This is a genomic window from Paenibacillus sp. FA6 (assembly GCF_051550225.1).
In the GTDB taxonomy this organism is placed as follows: Bacteria; Bacillota; Bacilli; order Paenibacillales; family Paenibacillaceae; genus Paenibacillus_AQ.
Genome location: NZ_CP188820.1, coordinates 1,638,330 through 1,660,747, shown reverse-complemented (window position 1 = coordinate 1,660,747; position 22,418 = coordinate 1,638,330). Strand labels below are relative to the sequence as shown.

General features: G+C 42.7%; 21 protein-coding genes and 1 riboswitch. Of the genes, 4 read left to right on the top strand and 17 right to left on the bottom strand.

Annotation, left to right across the window (positions count from 1 at the left end; translation table 11 throughout):
• Positions 1-88 precede the first annotated feature (88 nt).
• Positions 89-817 (bottom strand): metallophosphoesterase family protein, encoded by a 729-nt coding sequence (locus tag ACP8HI_RS07645; protein WP_438351744.1) that lies wholly within the window; start codon positions 815-817, stop codon positions 89-91.
• Between the two features lie 97 nt (positions 818-914).
• Positions 915-1,754, bottom strand: a complete 840-nt coding sequence (locus ACP8HI_RS07640; protein ID WP_438351743.1) for an aldo/keto reductase — start codon at positions 1,752-1,754, stop codon at positions 915-917.
• A gap of 176 nt (positions 1,755-1,930) precedes the next feature.
• Here ACP8HI_RS07640 and ACP8HI_RS07635 point away from each other — a divergent pair, with 176 nt between their 5' ends.
• Positions 1,931-2,767 carry a sulfurtransferase gene (locus ACP8HI_RS07635; RefSeq protein WP_438350513.1) on the top strand — a complete coding sequence of 279 codons (837 nt, stop codon included), beginning with the start codon at positions 1,931-1,933 and terminating at the stop codon, positions 2,765-2,767.
• A 289-nt stretch (positions 2,768-3,056) separates the two neighbouring features.
• Here the strand turns inward: ACP8HI_RS07635 and ACP8HI_RS07630 are convergent, their stop codons facing one another.
• From ACP8HI_RS07630 to ACP8HI_RS07570, 13 genes are all read right to left on the bottom strand, one after another.
• Positions 3,057-3,242: a hypothetical protein gene (locus tag ACP8HI_RS07630; RefSeq protein WP_438350512.1), complete on the bottom strand. Its 186-nt coding sequence runs from the start codon at positions 3,240-3,242 to the stop codon at positions 3,057-3,059.
• Between the two features lie 272 nt (positions 3,243-3,514).
• A complete protein-coding gene (gene mnhG / locus ACP8HI_RS07625) occupies positions 3,515-3,916 on the bottom strand; it encodes a monovalent cation/H(+) antiporter subunit G (protein WP_438351742.1) in 402 nt (133 codons plus the stop codon).
• Positions 3,891-4,184: a Na(+)/H(+) antiporter subunit F1 gene (locus tag ACP8HI_RS07620; protein ID WP_438350511.1), complete on the bottom strand. Its 294-nt coding sequence runs from the start codon at positions 4,182-4,184 to the stop codon at positions 3,891-3,893. The genes mnhG and ACP8HI_RS07620 overlap by 26 nt, the downstream gene beginning before the upstream one ends.
• Positions 4,184-4,657, bottom strand: a complete 474-nt coding sequence (locus ACP8HI_RS07615; protein WP_438350510.1) for a Na+/H+ antiporter subunit E — start codon at positions 4,655-4,657, stop codon at positions 4,184-4,186. The genes ACP8HI_RS07620 and ACP8HI_RS07615 overlap by 1 nt, the downstream gene beginning before the upstream one ends.
• 6 nt (positions 4,658-4,663) lie before the next feature.
• A complete protein-coding gene (locus ACP8HI_RS07610; RefSeq protein WP_438350509.1) occupies positions 4,664-6,142 on the bottom strand; it encodes a Na+/H+ antiporter subunit D in 1,479 nt (492 codons plus the stop codon).
• The gene (locus tag ACP8HI_RS07605; RefSeq protein ID WP_438350508.1) at positions 6,139-6,474 is read right to left on the bottom strand and encodes a Na(+)/H(+) antiporter subunit C; all 336 of its coding nucleotides are present in this window, start codon (positions 6,472-6,474) and stop codon (positions 6,139-6,141) included. Before ACP8HI_RS07605 ends, ACP8HI_RS07610 begins: the two co-directional genes overlap by 4 nt.
• Positions 6,474-9,338: a Na+/H+ antiporter subunit A gene (locus tag ACP8HI_RS07600; protein WP_438350507.1), complete on the bottom strand. Its 2,865-nt coding sequence runs from the start codon at positions 9,336-9,338 to the stop codon at positions 6,474-6,476. The genes ACP8HI_RS07605 and ACP8HI_RS07600 overlap by 1 nt, the downstream gene beginning before the upstream one ends.
• Positions 9,339-9,473: 135 nt before the next feature.
• On the bottom strand, positions 9,474-10,112 hold the full coding sequence (locus tag ACP8HI_RS07595; protein WP_438350506.1) for a universal stress protein: 639 nt from the start codon (positions 10,110-10,112) through the stop codon (positions 9,474-9,476).
• Between the two features lie 664 nt (positions 10,113-10,776).
• Complete coding sequence (locus ACP8HI_RS07590) at positions 10,777-11,193, bottom strand: hypothetical protein (protein WP_438350505.1); 417 nt, start codon at positions 11,191-11,193, stop codon at positions 10,777-10,779.
• A 339-nt stretch (positions 11,194-11,532) separates the two neighbouring features.
• A complete protein-coding gene (locus ACP8HI_RS07585; protein WP_438350504.1) occupies positions 11,533-11,748 on the bottom strand; it encodes a hypothetical protein in 216 nt (71 codons plus the stop codon).
• A 422-nt stretch (positions 11,749-12,170) separates the two neighbouring features.
• Positions 12,171-13,367: a DUF4272 domain-containing protein gene (locus ACP8HI_RS07580; RefSeq protein ID WP_438350503.1), complete on the bottom strand. Its 1,197-nt coding sequence runs from the start codon at positions 13,365-13,367 to the stop codon at positions 12,171-12,173.
• 370 nt (positions 13,368-13,737) lie between these two features.
• Positions 13,738-15,354, bottom strand: a complete 1,617-nt coding sequence (locus ACP8HI_RS07575) for a hypothetical protein (RefSeq protein WP_438350502.1) — start codon at positions 15,352-15,354, stop codon at positions 13,738-13,740.
• Complete coding sequence (locus tag ACP8HI_RS07570) at positions 15,329-16,045, bottom strand: ABC transporter ATP-binding protein (protein ID WP_438350501.1); 717 nt, start codon at positions 16,043-16,045, stop codon at positions 15,329-15,331. Before ACP8HI_RS07570 ends, ACP8HI_RS07575 begins: the two co-directional genes overlap by 26 nt.
• 339 nt (positions 16,046-16,384) lie before the next feature.
• Between ACP8HI_RS07570 and ACP8HI_RS07565 the strand changes: the two genes are divergently transcribed.
• The 3 genes from ACP8HI_RS07565 to ACP8HI_RS07555 all read left to right on the top strand — a co-directional run bounded on the left by ACP8HI_RS07565 (position 16,385) and on the right by ACP8HI_RS07555 (position 20,146).
• Positions 16,385-18,010, top strand: a complete 1,626-nt coding sequence (locus ACP8HI_RS07565; RefSeq protein ID WP_438350500.1) for a glycoside hydrolase family 5 protein — start codon at positions 16,385-16,387, stop codon at positions 18,008-18,010.
• 86 nt (positions 18,011-18,096) lie between these two features.
• Positions 18,097-18,175, top strand: a riboswitch (ZMP/ZTP riboswitch).
• A 59-nt stretch (positions 18,176-18,234) separates the two neighbouring features.
• Positions 18,235-19,077: a bifunctional 5,10-methylenetetrahydrofolate dehydrogenase/5,10-methenyltetrahydrofolate cyclohydrolase gene (locus ACP8HI_RS07560; RefSeq protein ID WP_438350499.1), complete on the top strand. Its 843-nt coding sequence runs from the start codon at positions 18,235-18,237 to the stop codon at positions 19,075-19,077.
• Between the two features lie 208 nt (positions 19,078-19,285).
• The gene (locus ACP8HI_RS07555; RefSeq protein ID WP_438350498.1) at positions 19,286-20,146 is read left to right on the top strand and encodes an AraC family transcriptional regulator; all 861 of its coding nucleotides are present in this window, start codon (positions 19,286-19,288) and stop codon (positions 20,144-20,146) included.
• 135 nt (positions 20,147-20,281) lie between these two features.
• On the opposite strand, the gene ACP8HI_RS07550 is transcribed toward ACP8HI_RS07555, so the two are convergent.
• Both ACP8HI_RS07550 and ACP8HI_RS07545 read right to left on the bottom strand, forming a co-directional pair.
• Positions 20,282-21,286 (bottom strand): Gfo/Idh/MocA family protein, encoded by a 1,005-nt coding sequence (locus ACP8HI_RS07550; protein WP_438350497.1) that lies wholly within the window; start codon positions 21,284-21,286, stop codon positions 20,282-20,284.
• A 31-nt stretch (positions 21,287-21,317) separates the two neighbouring features.
• Entirely contained in the window at positions 21,318-22,400 is a 1,083-nt protein-coding gene (locus tag ACP8HI_RS07545; RefSeq protein WP_438351741.1) for a Gfo/Idh/MocA family protein, read from the bottom strand.
• Between the last annotated feature and the right edge of the window lie 18 nt (positions 22,401-22,418).

Below are 22,418 nucleotides of genomic sequence, written 5' to 3'. Positions count from 1 at the left end.
ACATAATATAAACATAATGAAGGAAGTGGAGTCAATCATTATTTAATTCAATTTTTTTAATATTACATTGTGAAAATAGAACCCCTGATCATGATAAACCTCTATACACTCCAGTTCTGAGCTCTCTCTTGTATTCACCAAGATGGGGCATATCCGTTTCCATGGCTTGTCGAATAGCTAGTTCAATATCATAAGGCACTCTAATAAACTGAATATTAAATGGAGCTATTGCAGTACTATGCATTTCGCCTTCCATGATGACATAAGATGCTTGCGTCATATCGAGCGGATTCCCTACACTTCCGACATTTATTAGTGTTTTCCCATTAAGATGCTGCATATAGGCATTGTGAATATCCCCGTAGGCTACGACATCTGCTATCTTCTCTTGCACGCAACGATCAGAACTCTCAAATAAAGATTCCCTTTGTTCTTGATCGTCCCAAGGTTGGACTCGTTCATATAGGCTTCTAGGTGAGGCATGGAATAATCTTATGAATTTCCCGCTCATGACAAACTCAATAGAGAATGGGAGTTGATTTAAGTATTGAAGGCGCTCTTCTCCCAGTATAGCTTGATGCCAATGTACAACGTCTAATTCACTTTCCTTTGAAATAAAATCATCCCAATTGCCACTGACAACTTGTTCACAATGGGTTCTGACAGTATCCACAGCTAGGTCCGAACTGGGTCCTTTACCAATCAAATCCCCTAGACAATAAATGCTAGTTATTTGGCGCTCCGCAATGTCTTTCAACACAGCTTCTAAAGCTGGCATATTGCCATGTATATCAGAAATGATTGCAATTCGCTTCACGAAGCCATCTCCATCCTTAGTTTCATTCGGTCTGAACAGAATCATCCGAGAATAAAGGGAAAACACCCTCATTAGAGAGCATTTCCCCTTTGTCGACTTAGAAATTAAAATTATCAGGATCTGAACCTACTCTACGATCCTCATTTAGTCCGTCGATCTGCTTCATATCATCTGATGTTAGTTCGAAGTTAAATATGTCTGCATTTTCTTTAATACGCTGTTCACTAGTGGACTTGGGAATCGTGACAACGCCATTCTGTAGATCCCAACGCAAGATAACTTGAGCCACTGATTTTCCATGTTTATCTGCGATCTCTTGTAGTGTTGAGTTATCCAAAAGTTTACCTTGCATAAGTGGAGACCATGCTTCTAATTGAATGCCTTGTTCCTTACAGAATGTACGTAATTCGATCTGAGTTAGACGTGGATGATACTCGACTTGATTGACCATCGGTTTGATTTGAGCATCTTGCAGCAGATCATTCAGATGATGCACTTGGAAGTTACTTACTCCAATGGCACGAACACGTCCATCATTATAAAGTTTCTCAAGCGCTCTCCAAGTTTCTTTATATTTACCTTTTACTGGCCAATGTACAAGATATAAATCCAATTGCTCTAAACCTAGTTTACTCATCGTCTTCTCAAAAGCAGCTAAAGTCGATTCATATCCTTGCTCAGAGTTCCATACTTTGGACGTAATATATAGATCATCTCGTGATAGTCCCGTTTCTTCCAAAGCTTCATGTACCGCTTGACCTACACCTTCTTCATTATTATATGCAGCCGCCGTATCAATACTACGGTAACCATTCTTAATCGCTATTTTAACTGCTTGAATAACTTCGGCACCCTCTGTTGCTTTGTATACACCTAATCCGAACCATGGCATCTTTACACCATTGGAAAGTGTCGTTGTCGCTTGTAAGTTAGTAATCATATGAATGAACCTCCTAAAAGTTTGGTAGCTATTGCTCCAAGTAATACTTCGTAAAACTACTTCGGAAGCATCAACTAGTAATTATACTCCTATTTATATTACACTTAATTTGATGAACATACCCAATGTTTGCTAAGGTTCATAATAATAACGTTATAAGGCGGTGTACAATATTGACTTCTATTATTTCGAAACAGTGGTTGCTTGCACGATTGTATGAACCAGATCTTATCATTGTAGATTGCCGATTTGTCATGGGGCAACCTCAAGCAGGACGTATGGCTTATGAGGAAGAACATATTCCCGGAGCAGTATACTTCGATCTAGATATAGATCTCGCAAGTAAAGTATCAGATCATGGGGGCCGGCATCCCCTACCTGATATGGAGGAATTCAGAAGAACTCTTGAACGAGTAGGAATTAATAACGATACACGGATCGTAGCCTACGATGATCAAGGGGGTGCCATGGCATCTCGCTTCTGGTGGCTACTTCAATACATCGGACATTCCTCTACATATATTATGAATGAAGGATTTACGAATTGGAAAGGGTCCGGCTATCCTCTTAGTGATAAGCAACCTATTCGAATACCTCAGTCCTTCACCCCACATATTCAACATAACATGGTTGTAACTATGGAAGGTGTGAGTAAGGCTTCGGTTGATCACACCTCCCTCTTGATCGATTCCAGAGAACCTAACCGCTACCTCGGTCTGGAAGAGCCTATTGATTCTGTCGCAGGTCACATACCCAGAGCTATCAATAGATTCTGGAAAGAACTTAAGATGGATAACGGCACTTGGAAATCAACCGAAGAACTACGGAACCATTTCAAAGATATTCCGAGAGATCAAGATATCATCGTCTATTGTGGCTCTGGAGTGACTGCCTGCCCTAACATTCTAGGACTATATGAAGCAGGTTACACCCAAGTGAAGTTGTATGCGGGGAGTTGGAGTGATTGGATTTCTTACAGTGAAAATCCGATTGCTACTGAAGAAGAATAAGTGATGATAACCAGCACAAAGGATTCCGAATACGCGTTCCTGTCTTTCTCTAGTACGTACAAAAGTTCAGTGACCTATTGATCTGAGGTGCTTGATCTTAAGGAAGTCCAATGAGAAAAAAAGGATGGATGAAGGTTTCCATCTTTCAATTGGGTATATTTACAAAGGAATATTTTTGATATTACCCCAGTTTTACACAACGGATATCATGAACTACCTGGATCTCTTCTCCGGAAAACCCTATCTTCATTGGGGGAAGAATAATCGAGTACGAAGGGGCGGTTAGCCCCTAATCCTCTAGCTCATCCAACTTCGCTTCCAGTTCAGCCAGCTGTCGATTTGCTTGATCCAATATTTCCTGAAGCTCTGCGGCTTCTGCTCGTTTTATTTCTTTTTTGACGGCCTTAATCTGCTGTTCCAAATAGAGAATATCGGATTCATTTCCTGAGTTGTTCCAGATCTGTGAATAAGTCATAGCCAGCCTCCTTTTTTCTCTACACATGGGTTTCAAGTCCACGATTCAAGCAAAATCAAGTTTCCACTTATCCAGATTAATCGATGTTACTCTTGGAGTCTAGCTAATCTGCTGTCATGCGATTTAGACCGGTAGCTTTGCGTCTTCCGTCTTTCCAACGGAGTTGCCTTTGTTCATCAACTGGCGCCTCAGAATGAGTTTGTATATAGTGGTTTTATTATATATGAAAAAAGCCCGCATCCGCGGGCTTTTTGTTCTGGATTTATGATGTATCACTGTTCTTGAGGTTCAATCACTTCAGGCGTTACTGTCCGAATCCGTTGTTTCTCCAACTCCTCTTTCAGATCATCCTGCCCACTGTGATTCCATAACGGAACACCGGAGCGATACGCTGCTCTGCCAGTCAGGTGGGAAGATAGTGGCACAGTTATAAATACGAAAAGAATACCTAGTAGCAGCTTGGTGCTAACATGATCGAGAAAAAAGGCAAAGTAGAGAAAGACGCCACTAAGAACACATAACACACCGAGACTAGCACTTTTGGAGGAGGCATGCAATCTCAGATATACATCGGGCAGCCGAATCAGTCCATAAGCACTAACGGCACTGAGCAGTGCGCCAAATAGAATCAACAACGCCAACAGCAGTTCACCGACTGTCTTGATCATTTCCATGTTCAAGTACGACCCCCCTCTCGATATATCTGGCAAAGGCTGTCGTTCCGATAAAGGAAAGAATCCCCATCAGCAAAATAATTTCTATAAAGGCCTGCGTTTGGAGTAAGACAGAGAGAACAGCCACCATTGCTAGCAGATTAATTCCCATCGCATCCAACGCTGCGACCCGGTCCAGTAAGGAAGGTCCCTTCACCAAACGCCAGGCACATATACCAATGGCCAGTGACATGATCGTGAGCGATACTATAAGAATAAAATGGATCATTAGCGGGTCACCTCCAGTATCGCACGTTCAAAGGTATCACGGATATTCGCTCTGAACTGTGCTGGATCATCAACATCCATCGCATGAATATACATTGTCCTCTTATCATCCGACAACTCAAGCACCACCGATCCAGGAGTAAGGCAGACCAACGTCATCAACGTAGCCACTTCCCAATCCGAAGTTAACTCTGTCGTATATTTCAGTATAGTTGGATGTATATTAAGCTCCGGTCTTAGCACGACTTTTACCACTACATAACTAGAAACGACCAGTTCCCGTAGCAGCAAAAGAATAAGTTTAATAAGCGCCCACACTTTTTCAAGATACAACCTAGTCCAGATGCGCCGCATCCCGAGCAGTACAAGAATACCTAGCAGGAAACCAATGACGAAGCGGGACCCAGTCCAGTCATTGTGCAGGAACATCCACAGAAAAGCTATCATGAAATTCAATAATAATTGAAAAGCCATATTCATCTACTCCTTCATGACAGCGTTAATGTATAGTGCTGGATCAGCCAATACGGCTCCGGCTTGCCCGACATATCCGTTTACCTTCTCAGCACCTACACCCAGCAGAATCACAATAACGAACAGGACAGCTGCCGGTGCCATCATAGCTTTATAACGAAGAGGTCGGACTTGCTCCTCCCCCTTTTCGCCCCCCCAGAATACCTGCTGGAAAACCTTTATCAGCGAGTAGAGTACAATCAAGCTGGATGCCAGCGCGATCAGAGCTAGAGCAACGTGATGCTCCCCGAGGCCACTGCGTACCATCATCACTTTTCCAGCGAAACCACTGAGCGGTGGTACACCAACGAGCGCCAGAGTCAATATGAAAAACATCCAGCCGGTCCAAGGGTAACGGCGGATCAAACCACCCATATCCTTTAAGCGTTCGGTACCTGCGGCAGAGATAATTAAACCACCGAGAAAGAACAGTAATGCTTTGGCTACCATGTCATGCATTAAATAAAACACTACACCACTCAATGCATCCTGAGTAGCGATGGAAATACCAAAGGCAATAAAACCCACGCTGATAATGATATTATAATTAAAAATTCGACTGAGATCGTTGTAAGCCATCGCACCGATTGCACCGAGAACCATCGTCGCTCCGGCCATCCAACCAATCAGTGTATGGGTCAGCCCAGGATCGTGAATAAAAATGAGTGTAAAAGTACGCGTAATGGCATACAACCCCACCTTGGTTAGCAATGCACCAAACAATGCTCTGACCGCCAGAGGAGGCGCGCTGTAAGAGTCTGGTAGCCAGAAAAAGAGGAGTAGCCCCGCTTTGATCGAGAATACAAGCAGTAGCAGCACCGCAATGACGTTCAGTACACCGCCCTGCCCTATCTCGGCCACACGCATGGCTAGATGTGCCATGTTCAATGTTCCGGTCGCTGCATACAAATAAGCGATTGTTGCCACAAACAAGGTTGAGGAAATCACGTTGATTAAAATGTACTTTAAGGTTTCCCGCAGTTGAACCTTCGTACCGCCGAGCACAATCATCGCGTAAGAGGCTACCAGCAACACCTCGAAGCATACAAACAAGTTAAAGAGGTCCCCGGTAAGAAAGGAGCCAAATACGCCGGTCAATAGGAAATGGAAAAACGTATAGTAGTAGAAGCGTTCCCGTTCTTCGCCGATGCTCGCGAAGGAGAAAAACAGGCAAGCTCCACCAACAACGGAGGCGGTCAGCACGAGCAGCGCCGAAAACATGTCGGCAACTAATACGATGCCATACGGCGGAAGCCAGCCGCCCATATATAGGGTCTGAATGCCATACGTACTCACTTGGTACACAATGATTCCGGAAACAGCAATATTTAAAAATACGCTGATTGCGCTGATGAAACGTTGCAGTTCAATCCGTTCTTTCAGAAAAATCAGTATAACTGCCGTAATGGCCGGAATCAGCAGAGGCAGCACTAACAAGTTGTTCATTGTCTCTCCTCCTTGATTCCTTCCACATCATCCGTACCCGTCGAGCGGTAAGCTCGGTAAGCCAGAACAATGAAGAAAGCGGTAACCCCAAAGCTTATAACAATGGAGGTCAAGATGAGCGCCTGAGGCAAAGGATCGACATAGGCCTCTGCTTCCTCTCCAAGTAACGGTGCGGCTCCGGTCTTGAGACCCGCCATTGTCAACAGCAGCAGATGAACACCATGGGTTAGCAAAGTAGTTCCTAAAAGGATGCGCAGCAAGCTTTTGGAAAGAACCAGATAAACACCGATGGTAAACAATAGACCAATCGCCAGAGCTATAAGGAGTTCCATTAGTTATCCCTCCCGATCGTAAAGATTATATTCATGGTGACACCAATGACGGCAAGGTATACGCCAAGATCGAATAACATGGCTGTCGTAAGTTCCGTTATGCCAAAAAGGGGCAGATAGAAATAACCGAATGCCTGGCTGAGAAATGGAGCACCGAACAAAAATGAACCCAGCCCTGTAAGAAAAGCTATCGAAACACCAATCGCTATTAGCTTACGATAATTGATAGGCAATACCTTCTCAACCATGTCCATCCCAAAAGTAATGGCGAGTATTACCAGCGCAGCGGAAGCCATTAAAGCCCCGATAAAGCCGCCTCCAGGATTGTTGTGACCGGCAAAAAACAGGTAAATCGAAAATATAAGAATGACAACGAATGCCACTTTGACTACTGATTCCAGCAGTACATCGTTGCCTCGGGAATAACGTGGCTTATTATCGTTAATTGCTCTCTTCAGCGGAGCGGGCGCTTCACCCGTCTCCAACTTCAGCTTGATCATGGAATAAATAGCAAGCGAAGCAAGACCGAGCACAGTAATTTCAAACATAGTATCAAAACCGCGGAAATCAACGAGTAAAACATTTACAATATTTTTACCGCCGCCTAGAGTATAACTATTCTCCACGTAATAATTCGAGATGGATTCAAACGGGCTACTGCCTAGAGCAGCAAGTGCAACAAGTGTCATTGTTACGCCGAATCCGATGGAAATGAGTAGTTTCGGTAAGCTGGTCCGAAGTTTGAACCGTTCTCTCTTCAGCTTAGGTAAATGCCGGAAACAAAGCAGGTACAATGCGACGGAAACTACTTCAACAATCATCTGCGTAAGCGCCAGATCAGGCGCCCGAAACAGAACAAATAACAAGGTAACCATGTAACCTACCATTCCTGTTAACAGAATCGCAGTTATTCTGGAGTGTACAAACGGGATTGCCAAGGCACCCACCAGCATAACCATAACAACAACTACTTCAAAGAAAGAAATTGGGGCATATTGACTCATTCCAAAACTGATTCCGTCTGTGTACAGCATTGTTCCGCCAAGCACAACAATCATGAAAGTGAAAATGTACATTAAATAATGACGCATGGAACCTGTCATATAAGCCCCAGTCAACCCTCTGGACAACTTCTCAACCAGCCGGATTCCTCCGTCATAGACTTGAGTTAAAGTGTAGCCTTCGCCCCATTCTTTATCGACAAGATTCCAGCGACCATAGATTCGGTAAACAACTATTCCGATGACCACGACACCCAGAGTCATAAATATCTCAGGTGTCCAGCCGTGCCAGAAATGAATGTTCACATCAAATGGTTCTCCCGTTTGCATGACAGGGTGAATTGCATTCATTGCAGGGATAATGATCGTATTGGACAACACGTTCGGGAAAAATCCGATTAAAATCGACAGCAGCGCCAGCAGGCATGGAGCTAACAAAAGGCCAATCGGCGCTTCATGTGGTTTTTTATCCAGTTTCTCAGGCTGATATTTGCCGAAAAAGGTTTGGAACACCAAAATCATACTGTATGCAAAGGTAAATATACTGGCAATCCAGGCTAAAATCGGAAAGAGTATAAATAACGAAGGTATAGAAAGTATATCCAGCTGTCTGATATTCAGCACAGCCGTAAAGAACATCTCCTTACTCAAAAAACCAGAAAATGGAGGCAAACCCGCCATCGAGAAACTGCCGATCATTGCTATCGTAAAGGTAATCGGCATAAAGGAAATTAGCCCCCCCAACTTGCGCAGGTCGCGGGTACCCGTTCCATGATCGACTATACCAACCATCATAAACAAGGAACCTTTAAATATGGCATGGTTAATAAGATGAAAGATAGCTGCCGTTGTTGCAGCGGTATAGAAAACCGACTCTTCACCCGTATAAAAGGCGGCCGCTGAACCCATTCCAAGCAATCCCATAATCAGTCCAAGCTGACTGATCGTTGAATAGGCTAACAGAGCCTTCAGATCCGTCTGCTTCATCGCCTGGATAGAACCATAGATCAAGGTGATCAAACCGACGACTGAAACAATCCAAAACCACTCATGTTGCCCCGCAAAAATAGGACTGAAACGAGCGACCAGATAAAGGCCCGCCTTAACCATAGTTGCCGAATGAAGATAAGCGCTGACCGGTGTAGGTGCTTCCATAGCATCCGGCAGCCATATATGAAATGGAAACTGGGCCGATTTGGTGAATGCACCCAGCAGAATCAGCAGCATTGCCGGAATAAACAGCGTTTGTCCACTAATATCGCCAACCTCACTCCAAATTTCACGAATGCTGAAAGTGCCTGTCATCACATAGAGCATCAGAAAGCCGGCAAACATCGCCAGACCGCCGAATACGGTAATCAGCATGGATTTCTGCGCACCATAACGAGACTTCTGCCTCCGATGCCAGAAACCGATCAGTAGAAACGACGAAACGCTTGTCAATTCCCAGAAAGCGTAGAGCACCATCAAGTTATCCGAGAGCACAACACCAAGCATCGCTCCCATAAACAACATCAGATAAATATAAAAAGGGGTTAGTTCTTCTTTGCGCTTGTCCAGATAATAAATAGAATAGATTATTACAAGACTCCCCATTCCAGTAATTAACAAGGCGAACAATAAACTTAATCCATCTAAATGGAAAACCAGATCAATTCCGAGTGAAGGAATCCATGATATGGTTTCATACCCCAAATCCCCTCCCTTAATAAGCGGAATCCGGGTCAAGAAATAAACGAACAGAACCAGTGGACCGAGAAAAACAAGCCAACCTCTATGTAGGTTGGGTGCCCTCTTTCTTAAAAGCGCTATTATTAAGGCCAGTAGAAAAGGGACAAGTATAATTATATGCAGCAAAAGCAAGCCTCCTTTCCCATTTAAACATATCAATTTGTGAACATTAGTACATACTTTTTCACCAAAAGCCAAAAGCCAAAAACATATGGCTTTGGAGAGGTCTTAAGTAATAGGACCTCTTCTAGATAAGGGCACACCCGATTATAAAGAATCGGTCAATGTACCATCGCAAATATGCAAATATCTTAGCTTTCCATCTTCTTGCTCAATTCTGAATAAACCATTCTCAAATTCTGTATGCAGTTCGTGAAAAAACTTTCCTTTAAGCGAATACTCTCCCTTTGGTTCATCACTGAGCTGATATTCATCCCCGTTTTTGACCAGGTAGGAGATAACGCCTTCCTCATGTGTTTCTTCCAGCTCGGCGCGCATCCGTTGAACAGCCACTACATGCAGGTCGATCATATTCATTTTGCCGATAAGTTCATTGATGAAATTACGTTTTGTAAGCTCCTGCCATCGCGTCTGGGCAGATTGTCCAATTATAATCTGTGTAACTTCCTTCTCTTCAGCAGCTTTGACAATAACATCTGTTGTTTTTCGGCCTTCGCGTTTCCGAATCATAAACTCCGCGCCAACTTCCTCAGCAAGACGTTTCCAGACCGTCATATACATTTCTTTGCTCTCATTATATTCATCGCTGTCCGAACTATCGACGTTTAATATAAACAATGGCGCCCCTATCAATTCCGACAACCGGACACCACGCTGGATTAAACGCTCCCCATGTGGACCATAATGAACACAAACCATAATTATTTCATTGTGAATGACTTTCACCCTCCTGTAACATGGCCAAGAAACACAAAAGGAGCCCACTGGCATTAGGCCCCTTATGTATTGCTAAACCGATAAGTATACTTAATTATATCTATTCTTATATTCCTTGTAAAGTTTACTGGTTATCATGGAACATCATTCTTCGTAATACTTGTAACATGCCCTTCTCTTGAAGTTATCATTCAGAGCACTACGGACGCGGGATACTGCTTAAGATATTCAATAAAATATTGCTTACTTACGACTTTCATTTTATTAATGGCTCAGTTCTCCAGAACAAGAACAATATACTTCGTATTATCTGTAACTTTAGGGGATCCCTATAGGTGTATTTGTGAGAATCTAAATTCGGTTAACGACCAAAGTGCATAGGAGAAGATTTTGGAAGCTTTTCTGAGCAGCAGCCTACTCTGGACAGAAGATGATAGATCCATGAACGTGAAGTTGTATGCCGGTAGTTGGAGTGATTGGATTAGTTTGAGTCACTGAACCAAAGTCCTTGCATTTGTCCCATGCAGCAAGTTTATCTTTGGTTAGTAGGACCTTTATCATTTCATATCTTCAATGGTCAGTTTTTTCATGAGCCGAAACCTAAGGCTGGAATACGAATGATAGCTATGCCCCAAATACCCCTTCTCTGCCCACGCATACCAATGATTCACTATTATTTAATTTTGGTTCGTTCTAACCATAATACTTCAATATTTTCAATCTTGTTTTCTATTAAGTAACTTTGTGTGCTATTCTCAATATTTTCAATTAATTCTAGCCATGAAGGAGTTGTTAGTCTGTAATTAAGGTTTTTATCAAATAAGCCTATAGCAGAGTTCCATTCTGAGTTCAATTCTTGAACTTTACTTATGACATGTTCTTTTTCAAGATTAAATATAGCTTCATCCCATTCTAGAAATAAGAGTGCTAACTTTTGTGCATTTAACGTAGTCTGATTATACTGGAAACCTTCTTTTCGCATGTTGAACTCAACTGCAAGGGTTGCATATTTTTGGATTGTACTGCTTATTAACTCATTATTAGTCATTAATGAATTTATCTGAGATTTTGATATTGTTCCTGTATTCAAAATTTCACCATATGAAATATTATTATCTGAAATAGAAGTGACGAGTTCTTGGAAATCCGTGGTCAGTTCTCGGGAGATATGGTCCTCATACATTTTCCTAGTATTATATTGTGAAAAGCTTACTATTATAAGGATAATTATGAAAAGGAGACTAAGTGTTTTACCATAATATTCAATAAGAATCGACTTTAATCTCATCGAAGCACCTCGATTATGAATTGATCTAACCTACGAAAAAATGATTATGTGTCAACTATAAAATATAGACTAAATATTATTCTTTATGAAAAAATCGGCGACCAAATAATCGCTGCTTAAATCATTTTTGTTAGAATAACATTATTTAGAAACGTTATATTGGAATGTGATATCTTTGCTACCGGAATTCATACTTTCAACTACTGTAGGGCTTGAATTCAGTTTAATATTTGAACTACCAAGAATTACAGTTTTAGAGCTTCCCGCATCAACAATCGCATTGATCCATCCTGTAATATCACTAATTGAAGGTGTGGCAGGTAGAGCCAGAGACCATGCCTTTTCTGCAATTTTCAATGTCAAATCGGTACCCGTACTAGCACCTGATATCCTACCATCAGAAATAGCATTTATAATCGTTGACTTAGCTCCAACCCCTACACTAAGTCTTACATTTCTGTACTTAAAGGATTATCAACACTTCTGTTAGTAGTCCTATTTACATCAACATGCTCAGCAATTTTAAAACTGTTTATCCAATTTGATTGATTAGTAACATTTAAAGCTTTCCAAGAACCATATGCTAGAGACTAAGCTTGAACGTAATCGTTACCAACGTAAAATGATACGTTGTACGTTGTACATTGTACTATTTACTCAATAGGAACTGCCGGAACCTTATGTAGTTACATACCAAGGCAATCAATTTTAAGCGAAGAACCTTCATAAATAAGTGGCAGTCAATTTCCTCTCCATATGTGCTCCAAGTATAGGTGAAATTACGTATGAGTTTTGACTTTATCCCACTCCTGATCCATATCACGGATTAACCAGTTTAGAGCACGGTGCCTCTCATATACGACCCCATGATCTAACTGACTTGGAGTCTCCCTGCTATGAATACGACTATCCACACAGACCCAATGATAGCGGTAGATCAGATCGGCAGCGTCCAATATTTCAACTTTACTTCGTAGCTGTGCATTGGTCATAAATCCTTCGTAGCTGTCAAACTGGTTCAGAAGAGAGACCACCTTAGGGACATCACAAAGACCAACCGGGTCCTCCAATTCATCCACGTATCCTAGAGCCCACAGCATAGTAAGGAGCCCTTCATAACACCAGGAAAATGTTGCCCCCTCCTCTTCCTCAGCCTCATCATCTTCAATAAATGCTTTCTCGGCAGGAGAAAAGAACTCCGTTGCTCCATATTGTTGGATCACCCGTTCAACCAGGGACTTTGTCTCCTCTACGCTTTCGTTAGTGCAGATACATTCTCCCTTCAGCGCCACAATGCACAAAGCCACCGATCTCTGCGCGATCTCGTTAAGAATACGAATGCTAGTCCCTTCGTCTCCAATTCTCGCAGGTAATCCTTTGTTATACGGAATTTCTTTTGCAAATAAAATAGTCTCCGAGCGTTCTTTACGACTAATGGCTGATTCCGTGGGGTTCTGATCTCCGTGCAGGAAGCTCGCATGTGCAGTAACAGTGTAATCCTTAACCTCGGAAGCCCCGTTCAAATCCATGAGCAGTTTCCCTCTGGCATCAAGCAGTTGATCACTTCCCCAAAAGATCAGTCCATCCAATGGATCAACGACTCTCAAGAGTTCAGCGAAAAATGTATCGGAGATTTCATCCTCGGTCTCAATACCGATCACCATGTTCAATGTGGAAATCTTGATCAGTATCTTTTCCAGAATCTCTCTGTTCTCCGCTGGAATCTGACTGAAAAAATTGCCCATGCCGTTCATCATCACCGCGAACTCTTCCGGATGGGTATGGCTCGTCATGAGTTTAAAGCCCTTGATCTTTTTGCTGAACCATTTCTTGGTGATCACTTGAATGTATGTCTTGTCATCATTCACTTTAACATGATCTTTCGGATAAATAGATTTCAAGATACTTACGACCTGATCTAGGTCAAAATAAGAGCTATACAACGCACAATTTCTCACAAGGGAACCTTCTTTCATTTATAAATTCAAGTTATGTATCAACATAAGTCCATATTTTATTATCGGTTTTTTATGAAATGAACTTTAATCTTACATTTATTCTATTATCTTCTTTACATTCACAGCCGTCCCATCACTTTTTCTTCTTGGATAGATCACGTGTTCTGGCTGATCGGATGGGAAGATAACCCTATTCCCACTGGATATGAATGATCGAGTAGCCCCATGAATATATTCATGGGGCTACTCGTATACGTCTCCTCCACATTTATCACCTTTGGGGATTAGATCGATGACTTCGTTCTAATGCATTTAACTCACTCTGCCGCTTCTATAGATGTAATTTCAGAATCATTATGAGCTCGGTTGAAGTAGCACTACAATCGATTTATTTCACTCGGAATGTGTGGCTTCCGTGTTTTCGAACGAGAATAAGGGAAATAAGTAAGTAAACCAGCGTAAGAGTAACCACAATGGCAGTAAAAATATCTGCTGGCGCTCGTACGATAATGCTAATACCGCTTGCGAACGATACTAACATGTTTATAACATAATACAGCGGATTCTTCACATTCAATTCGGTAGCATAAGGCTGAAAGATATAATACATGAATAGATGATGAATGGAAAAAAAGACGGACAGTGAGAGTATGCACACCCACATCATGAGTAGCTCTTTGCTTAACCATTCTCCGCTCGCAGCTATCGTAATAGCTGTTAATGCCGTAGCCAGAGTTGTTGCAATTTTTAGATTCAGGACCGTTATTTTAATAAGCCGAATCCGAAAATGCTCGAAGGACGAAGCTCGATAGAAGCTATACCGTAACAAACTGAGATCACAGTTATAGAACATAGCTCTGCACATTTTTTCTCCCACGGACAAAAAATACATAGCCATAACTAGGAAGGGAAAAATAACTCCCAGATTCGGTACTAGGAATTCATCTCTCTGTGATAGCATCATTACGACTGCCATTGCCACCGCTCCAAATGCGCCTAAAATGGCCATCCTCATGTATACCGGCTTGTTAATAAGACTGCGATGCCTGGAGAAGAACAGAACGTTCAGATAGCCGTAGCCTTCCTTTTTTTCGATATTTTCCTGATTCTTCCCATTCAAGGTATAGTCGCTTTCTTTCGATTTCACACTCGTTTTCTGCGCCTCCGACATCATACGCCCTAAATCCAACAAGGGATCATCCCTCTTGGTTGCGGCATCGACGGCCCCTCTGTAGTTGGAATACCGGATAAGTCGAACAACTGCGAAGGTGCCTCCGCCCAAGAGGACGAGACAGACAGGCAGGCTCAGCAAAAGCGTCGAGGTTACCGGTACCAGGTCGAACTGCAGCGGTAGATAAGCGGCTGCATAGCCAAGCCCGATGACGATCCAGACGATCACGTTATTTTTTATCAAGACCATACCTGTTTTGTCAAAGAGCTTAAGATGCAGGTACTCCGTTAGAATCCTCCAGAAGGTGACCGACGCCACTAACAAGATAGTCTCTGTGATGGAGGCTCCTAGCAATGAGGCGAATAGAAGCATCGCAGGCAATAAATAGACCATGAACGTAACATAACGGTAACCAAGAGAAGCCTTCATATATCTTGTAGGAGACTGCCTCATTAGCTTCACAGCTACGTACTTTTCCCTTTTCGGCTCCAATATGGTGGCGTTACTGACACCTGCGACCACAAAGCTGAGTAAAAAATAAATATGTACAAAATGCTGAAGCTGATCTTCCGCAGAGAGTTCCTTACCTAATCCGACTACAGGCAAGTAGATAAGCAGACCTACATAGGCTAGCCTAATTACAAATCCCCATAGTAGACTTATAAGAAATACGGTAACGGTAATGGCCTTTTTCAAGTTTAAATTGGCGTAGATACTATCCGTTACATGCTTGCCAATCACCGGTAGCTTCTGGATGTAATAAATGAACAGATTTGCTAAAGTGGATGTCCTAATGGCAAGAAGCGTACTAAGAGTTCTCAGCATGGCTCTCATCTTTCAGCAAGTTAATAATGTTCTGTTCAAATTCCGCGCTGTGCAACAGCTCTGTCGGTACGGCAGACAACCGTCCATTGTTCAAAACGACCAACTCATCGCATAGATCGGAGGCCAACTGCAGAATGTGCGTGGAGAACACCAGAATATGATTCTGCTTCATCTCCCGCAACATCTCCTTCATCTCTAGCGCTACGATGATGTCAAAAGAGGTAAGCGGCTCATCGAGTAAAATCACGAGTGGTTTCGTAATGAGGAACAATAGCATCTGTAGCTTGTTCTTCATCCCGTGAGAGTAACCCTTAATGAGCCGGTGCCTATCCTCCTCTGACATACTCATCATGTCAAAATAATCGTCTATGCTTTGATCCATTCGCAGCTTATCACGGTTAATATCCATAAAAAACTTTACGAATTCATAGCCAGTCAGGAACTCAGGCAGAATCGGCAGTGAATAGACATACCCAATATCCTGCTCGCTCAACTCCCGAACATGCCCATTCTCCTCTAATAGCGCTTTCCCTCCGTCCATGGCCATCTCTCCGCTCAAGCAGTTGAACAACGTCGTTTTGCCTGCGCCGTTCCGGCCCAGCAGACCGTAAATCTTTCCTTTCTCAAAGGTATATCCAGCTCCCTTGAGTACCTTTTTTCCGTCAAATTCTTTGACAATATCTTCTATGATCAGACGCAATTACAAATCCCCCCATTCGTCTAAAATACCATTTGATTTTTACTTCTATACGTAATAGGAGACAGTATAGTTTCATTAACACATTGACTCAACAACGGAAATAGAGAGGTAGACTTACCAGATGGACTGTGGCTATTGGGGAAGAGTACATACGTAAATAAGTACAGTGGTTTATAAACTCTGAATACAGAGTATGGCGGATTGTTATTGTTAGGCTCAGATTTTCGGATCTACTCTCCATATTTCGGGTTGTTCACCGAAAATGGTAGTCATGTGCTATATTTTGTGAGAACGGTAGCTGAAGTTGCCGATACAAACTTAGAGGGAGGGCATCCGATTATGAGCATACATATGGGCAACATTGACGTAAGCGGATTCATTAGAGCCGATGGGAACAAGATTATCAATGGAGATGGTAAAGAAATTATTCTCAGAGGTGTAGGCTTCGGTAGTTGGTTGCTACCTGAAGGATATATGTGGAAGTTTCCAATAGGCGGAGACCGACCGCGAAAGATCGAAGCGATGGTAAAAGATCTAATCGGGGAAGAGAAAGCAACTTTGTTCTGGGATACTTATGTGGAACGTTATATAGATGAGATTGATATTCGTGAAGTGGCGCAACAGGGCTATAATTCGGTACGGCTTCCAATCAATGCTCGCGACATACTCGTTGAAGGAGACGATATTACCTTTAATGAAAAACGCCTCGCACGGATTCACCAAGTTATCGAATGGTGCAGACAATACAAGATATATGTCATTTTGGATCTACATGGAGCATCTGGTGGGCAGACAGGGGCCAACATCGATGATTCCGAGAATGACTTGCCAGAGCTATTTACCAACCGTCATAACCAAGAGCTAACGATCGCGATTTGGCGAATGTTTGCAGAACGTTATAAGGACGATTGGATTATCGCCGGATACGATCTTTTGAATGAACCCCTTCCCGACTATTTCAGCCAGTACAATGATCTGGTGCTTCCACTCTACAAGGAAATTACGGCAGCTATTCGTGAAGTGGACAAGCAGCATATGATCATTATTGAAGGGGTCCATTGGTCGACAGACTGGAGTATTTTCACAGAAAAATTCGATCATAATCTGATGCTGCAATTCCATAAATATTGGAACAATCCTGATACAGAGAGCATTCAGAAATATTTGGATAAGCGAGATGAGTGGAATGTGCCTATCTTCATGGGTGAAGGTGGAGAGAATAACGCGCAGTGGTACACCGGAGCATTCCAAATGTTCGAAGACCATCTCATATCCTGGAATTTCTGGACATGGAAGAAGATGAATACATCGAATTCCCCCTACTCTATTCGCATGCCAGAAGGCTGGGATCTGCTGACAGCTTATTTGGAAGGTGGCGCTAAGCCAGATGCCGTGACTTCAGAAACTATATTGAATCAATTTCTCGATAATATCAGACTGGAGCAGTGTGATGCTTTTCCTGAAATATCTCGTTCACTACTGCGTCATCTTCCACTCCAGATACCCGCTGAATTTTACGGACAGGGTGAGAATGTCGGCTTCGGTATAGTGCAGAAGAAAGAGAACAAGGTCGGGTTCCGAGCAAGTGACCATGTTCCTATGAGAATGATAACGGGTGAGACTGAAAAGCCAAGCTATCACTCAGAGGGCGGCAAACGATGGGCTGAGAATAATACAGTCTGTGTAGAGCTACACCAGGGTGATTGGCTTGCATACGATGCCTTATGTGTTGAAGCACATCGGTTCGACCTCCATGCTCGATTGCATGTGGCTTCGGAGCAGGCAATACTATCCATAGAATTGGAAGGTCATGAGCCAGTGAATTGTAAGGTAAGCGGTGAGAAATGGCATGAAAGCTTGCTTATGGGGAACATCAATGTAGCAAAGGGAGCCGTTCAAATGATCATTCGCGTCCTTCAGGGTCAAGTAGATTTAGATTGGATTGAATTTTCCTTTATTGAATAAAATGATCAACTGAAACAAGTAGGCAACACGCATTCGTTAAAATCCATTGAGAATTTTGCCTTCCTCTGTTATGATGATGTCATAAATTGACTGTGTGTGACTGGCGGAGCATGGATAACCATGAGGAAGCACATAGATAACTGGCCGTACGCCTGGGCGAAGGTAAGGGGAGATTGATCCCCTTGCCTCTTTATGTTTCTATCAAACTAAAAGGTGATGATGAGATGACAGCAACAACATTAATCTTGGATGGAAATCAAGTCGCAACTAGAATTAAGGAATCTTTGATAGGAAGAATCAATCGTCTGTCTGAAAAAGGTATTGTCCCATGTTTGGCGACCATATTAGTCGGCGATGACCCGTCATCAGCCACCTATGTAAGAATGAAGGGTAACGCTTGTAAGCGTCTTGGGATTCAATCCATTCGTATTGATCTTCCTAAGAACACCTCAACGGATGAATTAATTGAAGTTATTAATCAACTGAATGCTGACACTAATGTGCACGGAATATTGCTACAACATCCCGTTCCAAATCAAATAAACGAAAGGGCAGCATTTGATGCCATAAGTATTAATAAGGACGTAGATGGAGTAACAACATTGGGATTTGCCCAAAACGCTTTTGATTTTGCTAACTTCCCTTCTTGTACACCAGCAGCAATCATTGCAATTTGTGAATATTACAATATACCTATCGAAGGTAAACACGCTGTTGTGATTGGGAGAAGTCCTATCCTTGGAAAACCTGTATCCCTTATGCTGTTAAACAAAAATGCAACAGTAACAGTATGCCATTCCAAAACAACTAATTTAGCAGATTTGGTTCGTTTAGGTGATATTGTTGTGGCAGCGGTTGGTAAGCCGAAATTTGTTCAAGGTGATTGGATAAAACCAGGCGCTGTTGTATTGGATGCTGGTTACAATGAGGGAAACATTGGGGATATTGACTATGATCATTGTATAAAGAATGCCTCCGCGATTACTCCAGTTCCAGCAGGGGTCGGACCAGTAACAATAGCTACATTACTAAAACACACTGTTGAAGCCGCAGAGAAATTAGCTTAATAACCATATCCACCACTCCCATCACATACTTCTAGCCATTACACTTCCTAGATCGGTAGCCCATAAGGTGTACGGGATAGCCAATTCCTTATCTGAGACTCTAACATTGATTATTACAATACCGATGTACCCTGTCTTTTAATAGCATGGAATAACAGGAACAGCGAACGTCAGCATGATAGTATGAAATCAAGAGGAGATGGCAAACATGGAATGGCTTATCCGAATGAAGGAAGCTCTAGATTATATGGAGAGCAAGATGGAGGAACCCTTTAATATTGATGATATCGCAAAGGTTGCTTATTCCTCCCCTTTCCACTTCCAGCGCATGTTCTACATGCTGACCGGAGTATCGGTTGCAGACTATATTCGCAGACGTAGATTGACTTTGGCAGCACAGGAACTGGCAGTATCTAAAGTTAAAGTGCTGGATGTAGCTCTGAAATACGGATATGAGTCTCCTGAATCTTTTGCCAAGGCGTTCCGCAAAGCACATGGTATTGCACCTTCTACAGCGCGAGAGCCAGGGATACAGCTCAAAGCTTTCCCCCGCCTCTCCTTCCATCTATCATTGAAGGGAGATAAGGAAATGGAATACAGAATCGTGGAAAAAGAAGAATTTATCGTTATCGGCAAATCCACTGAGGTTACAACAAGAGAGGGTGAGAATTCTAAGGAAATCCCCCTCCTCTGGAAGGAAGCAAACGAAGACGGAACCTCACACAAGCTTGCCGAAATTGGAGTAAATAAGGATGTACTAGGTATCTGCACAGGGATAGATTATGCCAAAGAAACATTTGCTTATTGGATCGCCGTAGAAGGAAACCTTGAAACCGACCTGCAAGGTTTTGCATCCACCGTTATCCCTGCTGCGAACTGGGCTGTATTCACCTCAGTAGGACCCATGCCGCACGCCATTCAGACGGTGTGGGAACGGATATTCCAAGAATGGTTCCCTGGAACAGGTTACGAGCATACGGGTGGACCCGAGTTTGAACTATACCCGCCGGGTAATCCGAGTGCTGAGGATTATCGCTGTGAAGTATGGGTTCCTATTAAGAAAAAGTAATATGTATTTTTATAGAAAAAGGCAGGCCAAGGATAACCCTTGAGCCTGCCATTCTATTATTCGGTCTAATAACGACGTTTCCACCATACCGATCACTTCTGAGCTGAAATATTAGAGCAGTCATCCGATTACGCGTTATACTAATTTCAGTTCATCCAAACGCACTGCACGATGCTCACGAGCTGAAATATTCGATGCTTCCATCAGCTTCGTTAGCTCAATGGCACATGCAATGTTCTCATCTGCCGATGTATCCTGCTGAATATGGGTAATCCATTGTTCGAAAGCACTCACGCGATTGTCGAATACAGGAATTTCCACCCAATCATCGTTATATTCCTCTCTTTGAGATGTTCGAATGAGCAATTTGTTATCAGGCGTACCGAACAGAAGAGTCCCATCCGTACCATGAACTTCAATCGTAAATGGAGAGAAATTATTCACGAATCCCGCTTCCACCACGCCAACGGCACCAGACGCCGTTGATAACATTGCTACAGCATTATCTTCCACATCTTTGCCCGTGATATAACCAAATTGTGCATTAACCTCAATCGGTTCCTGTCCTAAGAACAAACGTGTCAAATACATAGGGTGACATCCAAGATCAATGAGCGCCCCACCAAGGCATTCTTCCAAATTGTAAAAGTGCTCTGGCAACCAGCCTGCTGTCGCTCCATTATGAGATAAACGAACACGAACGTACGTCACCTCTCCAAGTAGTCCTTGCTTCAATACATCTTGTATTGCAAGTGTGTACCCATCATTTAATCTTGGAAGGGAAACCGTCAATTTCACTTTGTTGTGCTCAATTGATTTGATAATTTCTGTGACTTCACTCAGCGTAGAGGCAATGACCTTCTCTGTGAAAATATGTTTGCCCGCCTCAGCCGCTTTAATCATTACCTCCTTGTGCATGGACGTAGGCGCATCTACAATAACAGCATCGATATCATCACGCTTCAGCATCTCATCCAATGAATCGTAAAAAGGCACCCCTTGTTTATCCGCTGCTTCTTTCCCCCGCGTCGAATTCTCGTCCCAGACCGCAACGATTTCTGCCTCCGGATGCTCTTGAGCTTGCTTGGTGTAATCCCACGCATGCACATGCCAATAACTAATTTTTCCAATTCTTATCATATTCAGTCCACCTCAAGTCTATTAATCAAAATTAATTAAAATATACCGTTTTGCCAGTACGTGCCGATTCGTAAATCGCCTCAAGTACTTCAGTAACAACTAGCGCCTGCTCCGGCTTAACCATTGGCTCAGTGTCATTGATAATACTTTCGAGCCACAATCTGCATTCTCTACCCGCTTGGCTCTCGGATTTCCCGTCGAAATAAGCAACTCCACCTGTATTTAATTCAGGTTTTTTCGTATACAAATGACCCAAATCTTCCCCGTTGATCCGCAGACCATCTTTCATATCTGCTCCACCTTCAGTACCACATAGTGTAGCTTGTGCTTCACCTACATCTAACGTGTTCAGCGCCCAGCTTGCTTCAAGCGTAACGGTTGCTCCATTGTCCATCGTAATAAATCCGAAGGCAGAATCCTCTACTGTGAATAATGCTGGATCCCAAGGTCCAAAAGCATTGGCTGCATCTTTCTTGCTACCTAATTTGTGGTACACATTACCTTTAACACTCTTCACTTTATAATTGTCCATTAACCATAAAGTCAGATCCAACGCATGGGTTCCGATATCGATCAACGGTCCTCCGCCCTGCTCATCCTCGTTTAAGAATACGCCCCATGTTGGCACAGCACGTCTACGAATCGCATGGGCTTTAGCGTAATAAATTTCGCCTAGCTCTCCTCTTTCACATATCTTTTTAAGTAACAAGGAGTCTGGACGATAACGGTTATCGTAACCAACAGATAGTTTTTTGCCCGTACGTTTAGCAGCTTCAAGCATTAATCTCGCTTCAGCAGCTGTCTTAGCCATAGGCTTCTCACACAGAACATGCTTTCCTGCTTCTAATGCATCAATCGTAATGAAGGAGTGCGATTTGTTCGGCGTACAGACATGAATCACATCGATACTAGTGTCCTTCAACAACTCTTTGTAATCCGCGTATATTTGTGCACTCTCAAGACCAAATTTCTTAGCCGTATCTATTGCACGATCTTCGATGACATCGCATAAAGCTACTATTTCTGCATTGGACTGTTCAACCAAATTAGGGATGTGCTTACCATTCGCAATTCCTCCACAACCGATAATACCTATTTTTAGTTTTTTAGTAATATTTGATGTCATATCATA

Bases quoted from the DNA above. Each gene is read 5' to 3' on its own strand.
- ACP8HI_RS07630 (WP_438350512.1), bottom strand. From the start codon at position 3,242: ATGACTTATTCACAGATCTGGAACAACTCAGGAAATGAATCCGATATT.
- mnhG (WP_438351742.1), bottom strand. From the start codon at position 3,916: ATGGAAATGATCAAGACAGTCGGTGAACTGCTGTTGGCGTTGTTGATT.
- ACP8HI_RS07620 (WP_438350511.1), bottom strand. From the start codon at position 4,184: ATGATCCATTTTATTCTTATAGTATCGCTCACGATCATGTCACTGGCC.
- ACP8HI_RS07615 (WP_438350510.1), bottom strand. From the start codon at position 4,657: ATGGCTTTTCAATTATTATTGAATTTCATGATAGCTTTTCTGTGGATG.
- ACP8HI_RS07610 (WP_438350509.1), bottom strand. From the start codon at position 6,142: ATGAACAACTTGTTAGTGCTGCCTCTGCTGATTCCGGCCATTACGGCA.
- ACP8HI_RS07605 (WP_438350508.1), bottom strand. From the start codon at position 6,474: ATGGAACTCCTTATAGCTCTGGCGATTGGTCTATTGTTTACCATCGGT.
- ACP8HI_RS07580 (WP_438350503.1), bottom strand. From the start codon at position 13,367: ATGAAAGAAGGTTCCCTTGTGAGAAATTGTGCGTTGTATAGCTCTTAT.
- ACP8HI_RS07575 (WP_438350502.1), bottom strand. From the start codon at position 15,354: ATGAGAGCCATGCTGAGAACTCTTAGTACGCTTCTTGCCATTAGGACA.
- ACP8HI_RS07565 (WP_438350500.1), top strand. From the start codon at position 16,385: ATGAGCATACATATGGGCAACATTGACGTAAGCGGATTCATTAGAGCC.
- ACP8HI_RS07560 (WP_438350499.1), top strand. From the start codon at position 18,235: ATGACAGCAACAACATTAATCTTGGATGGAAATCAAGTCGCAACTAGA.
- ACP8HI_RS07555 (WP_438350498.1), top strand. From the start codon at position 19,286: ATGGAATGGCTTATCCGAATGAAGGAAGCTCTAGATTATATGGAGAGC.
- ACP8HI_RS07550 (WP_438350497.1), bottom strand. From the start codon at position 21,286: ATGATAAGAATTGGAAAAATTAGTTATTGGCATGTGCATGCGTGGGAT.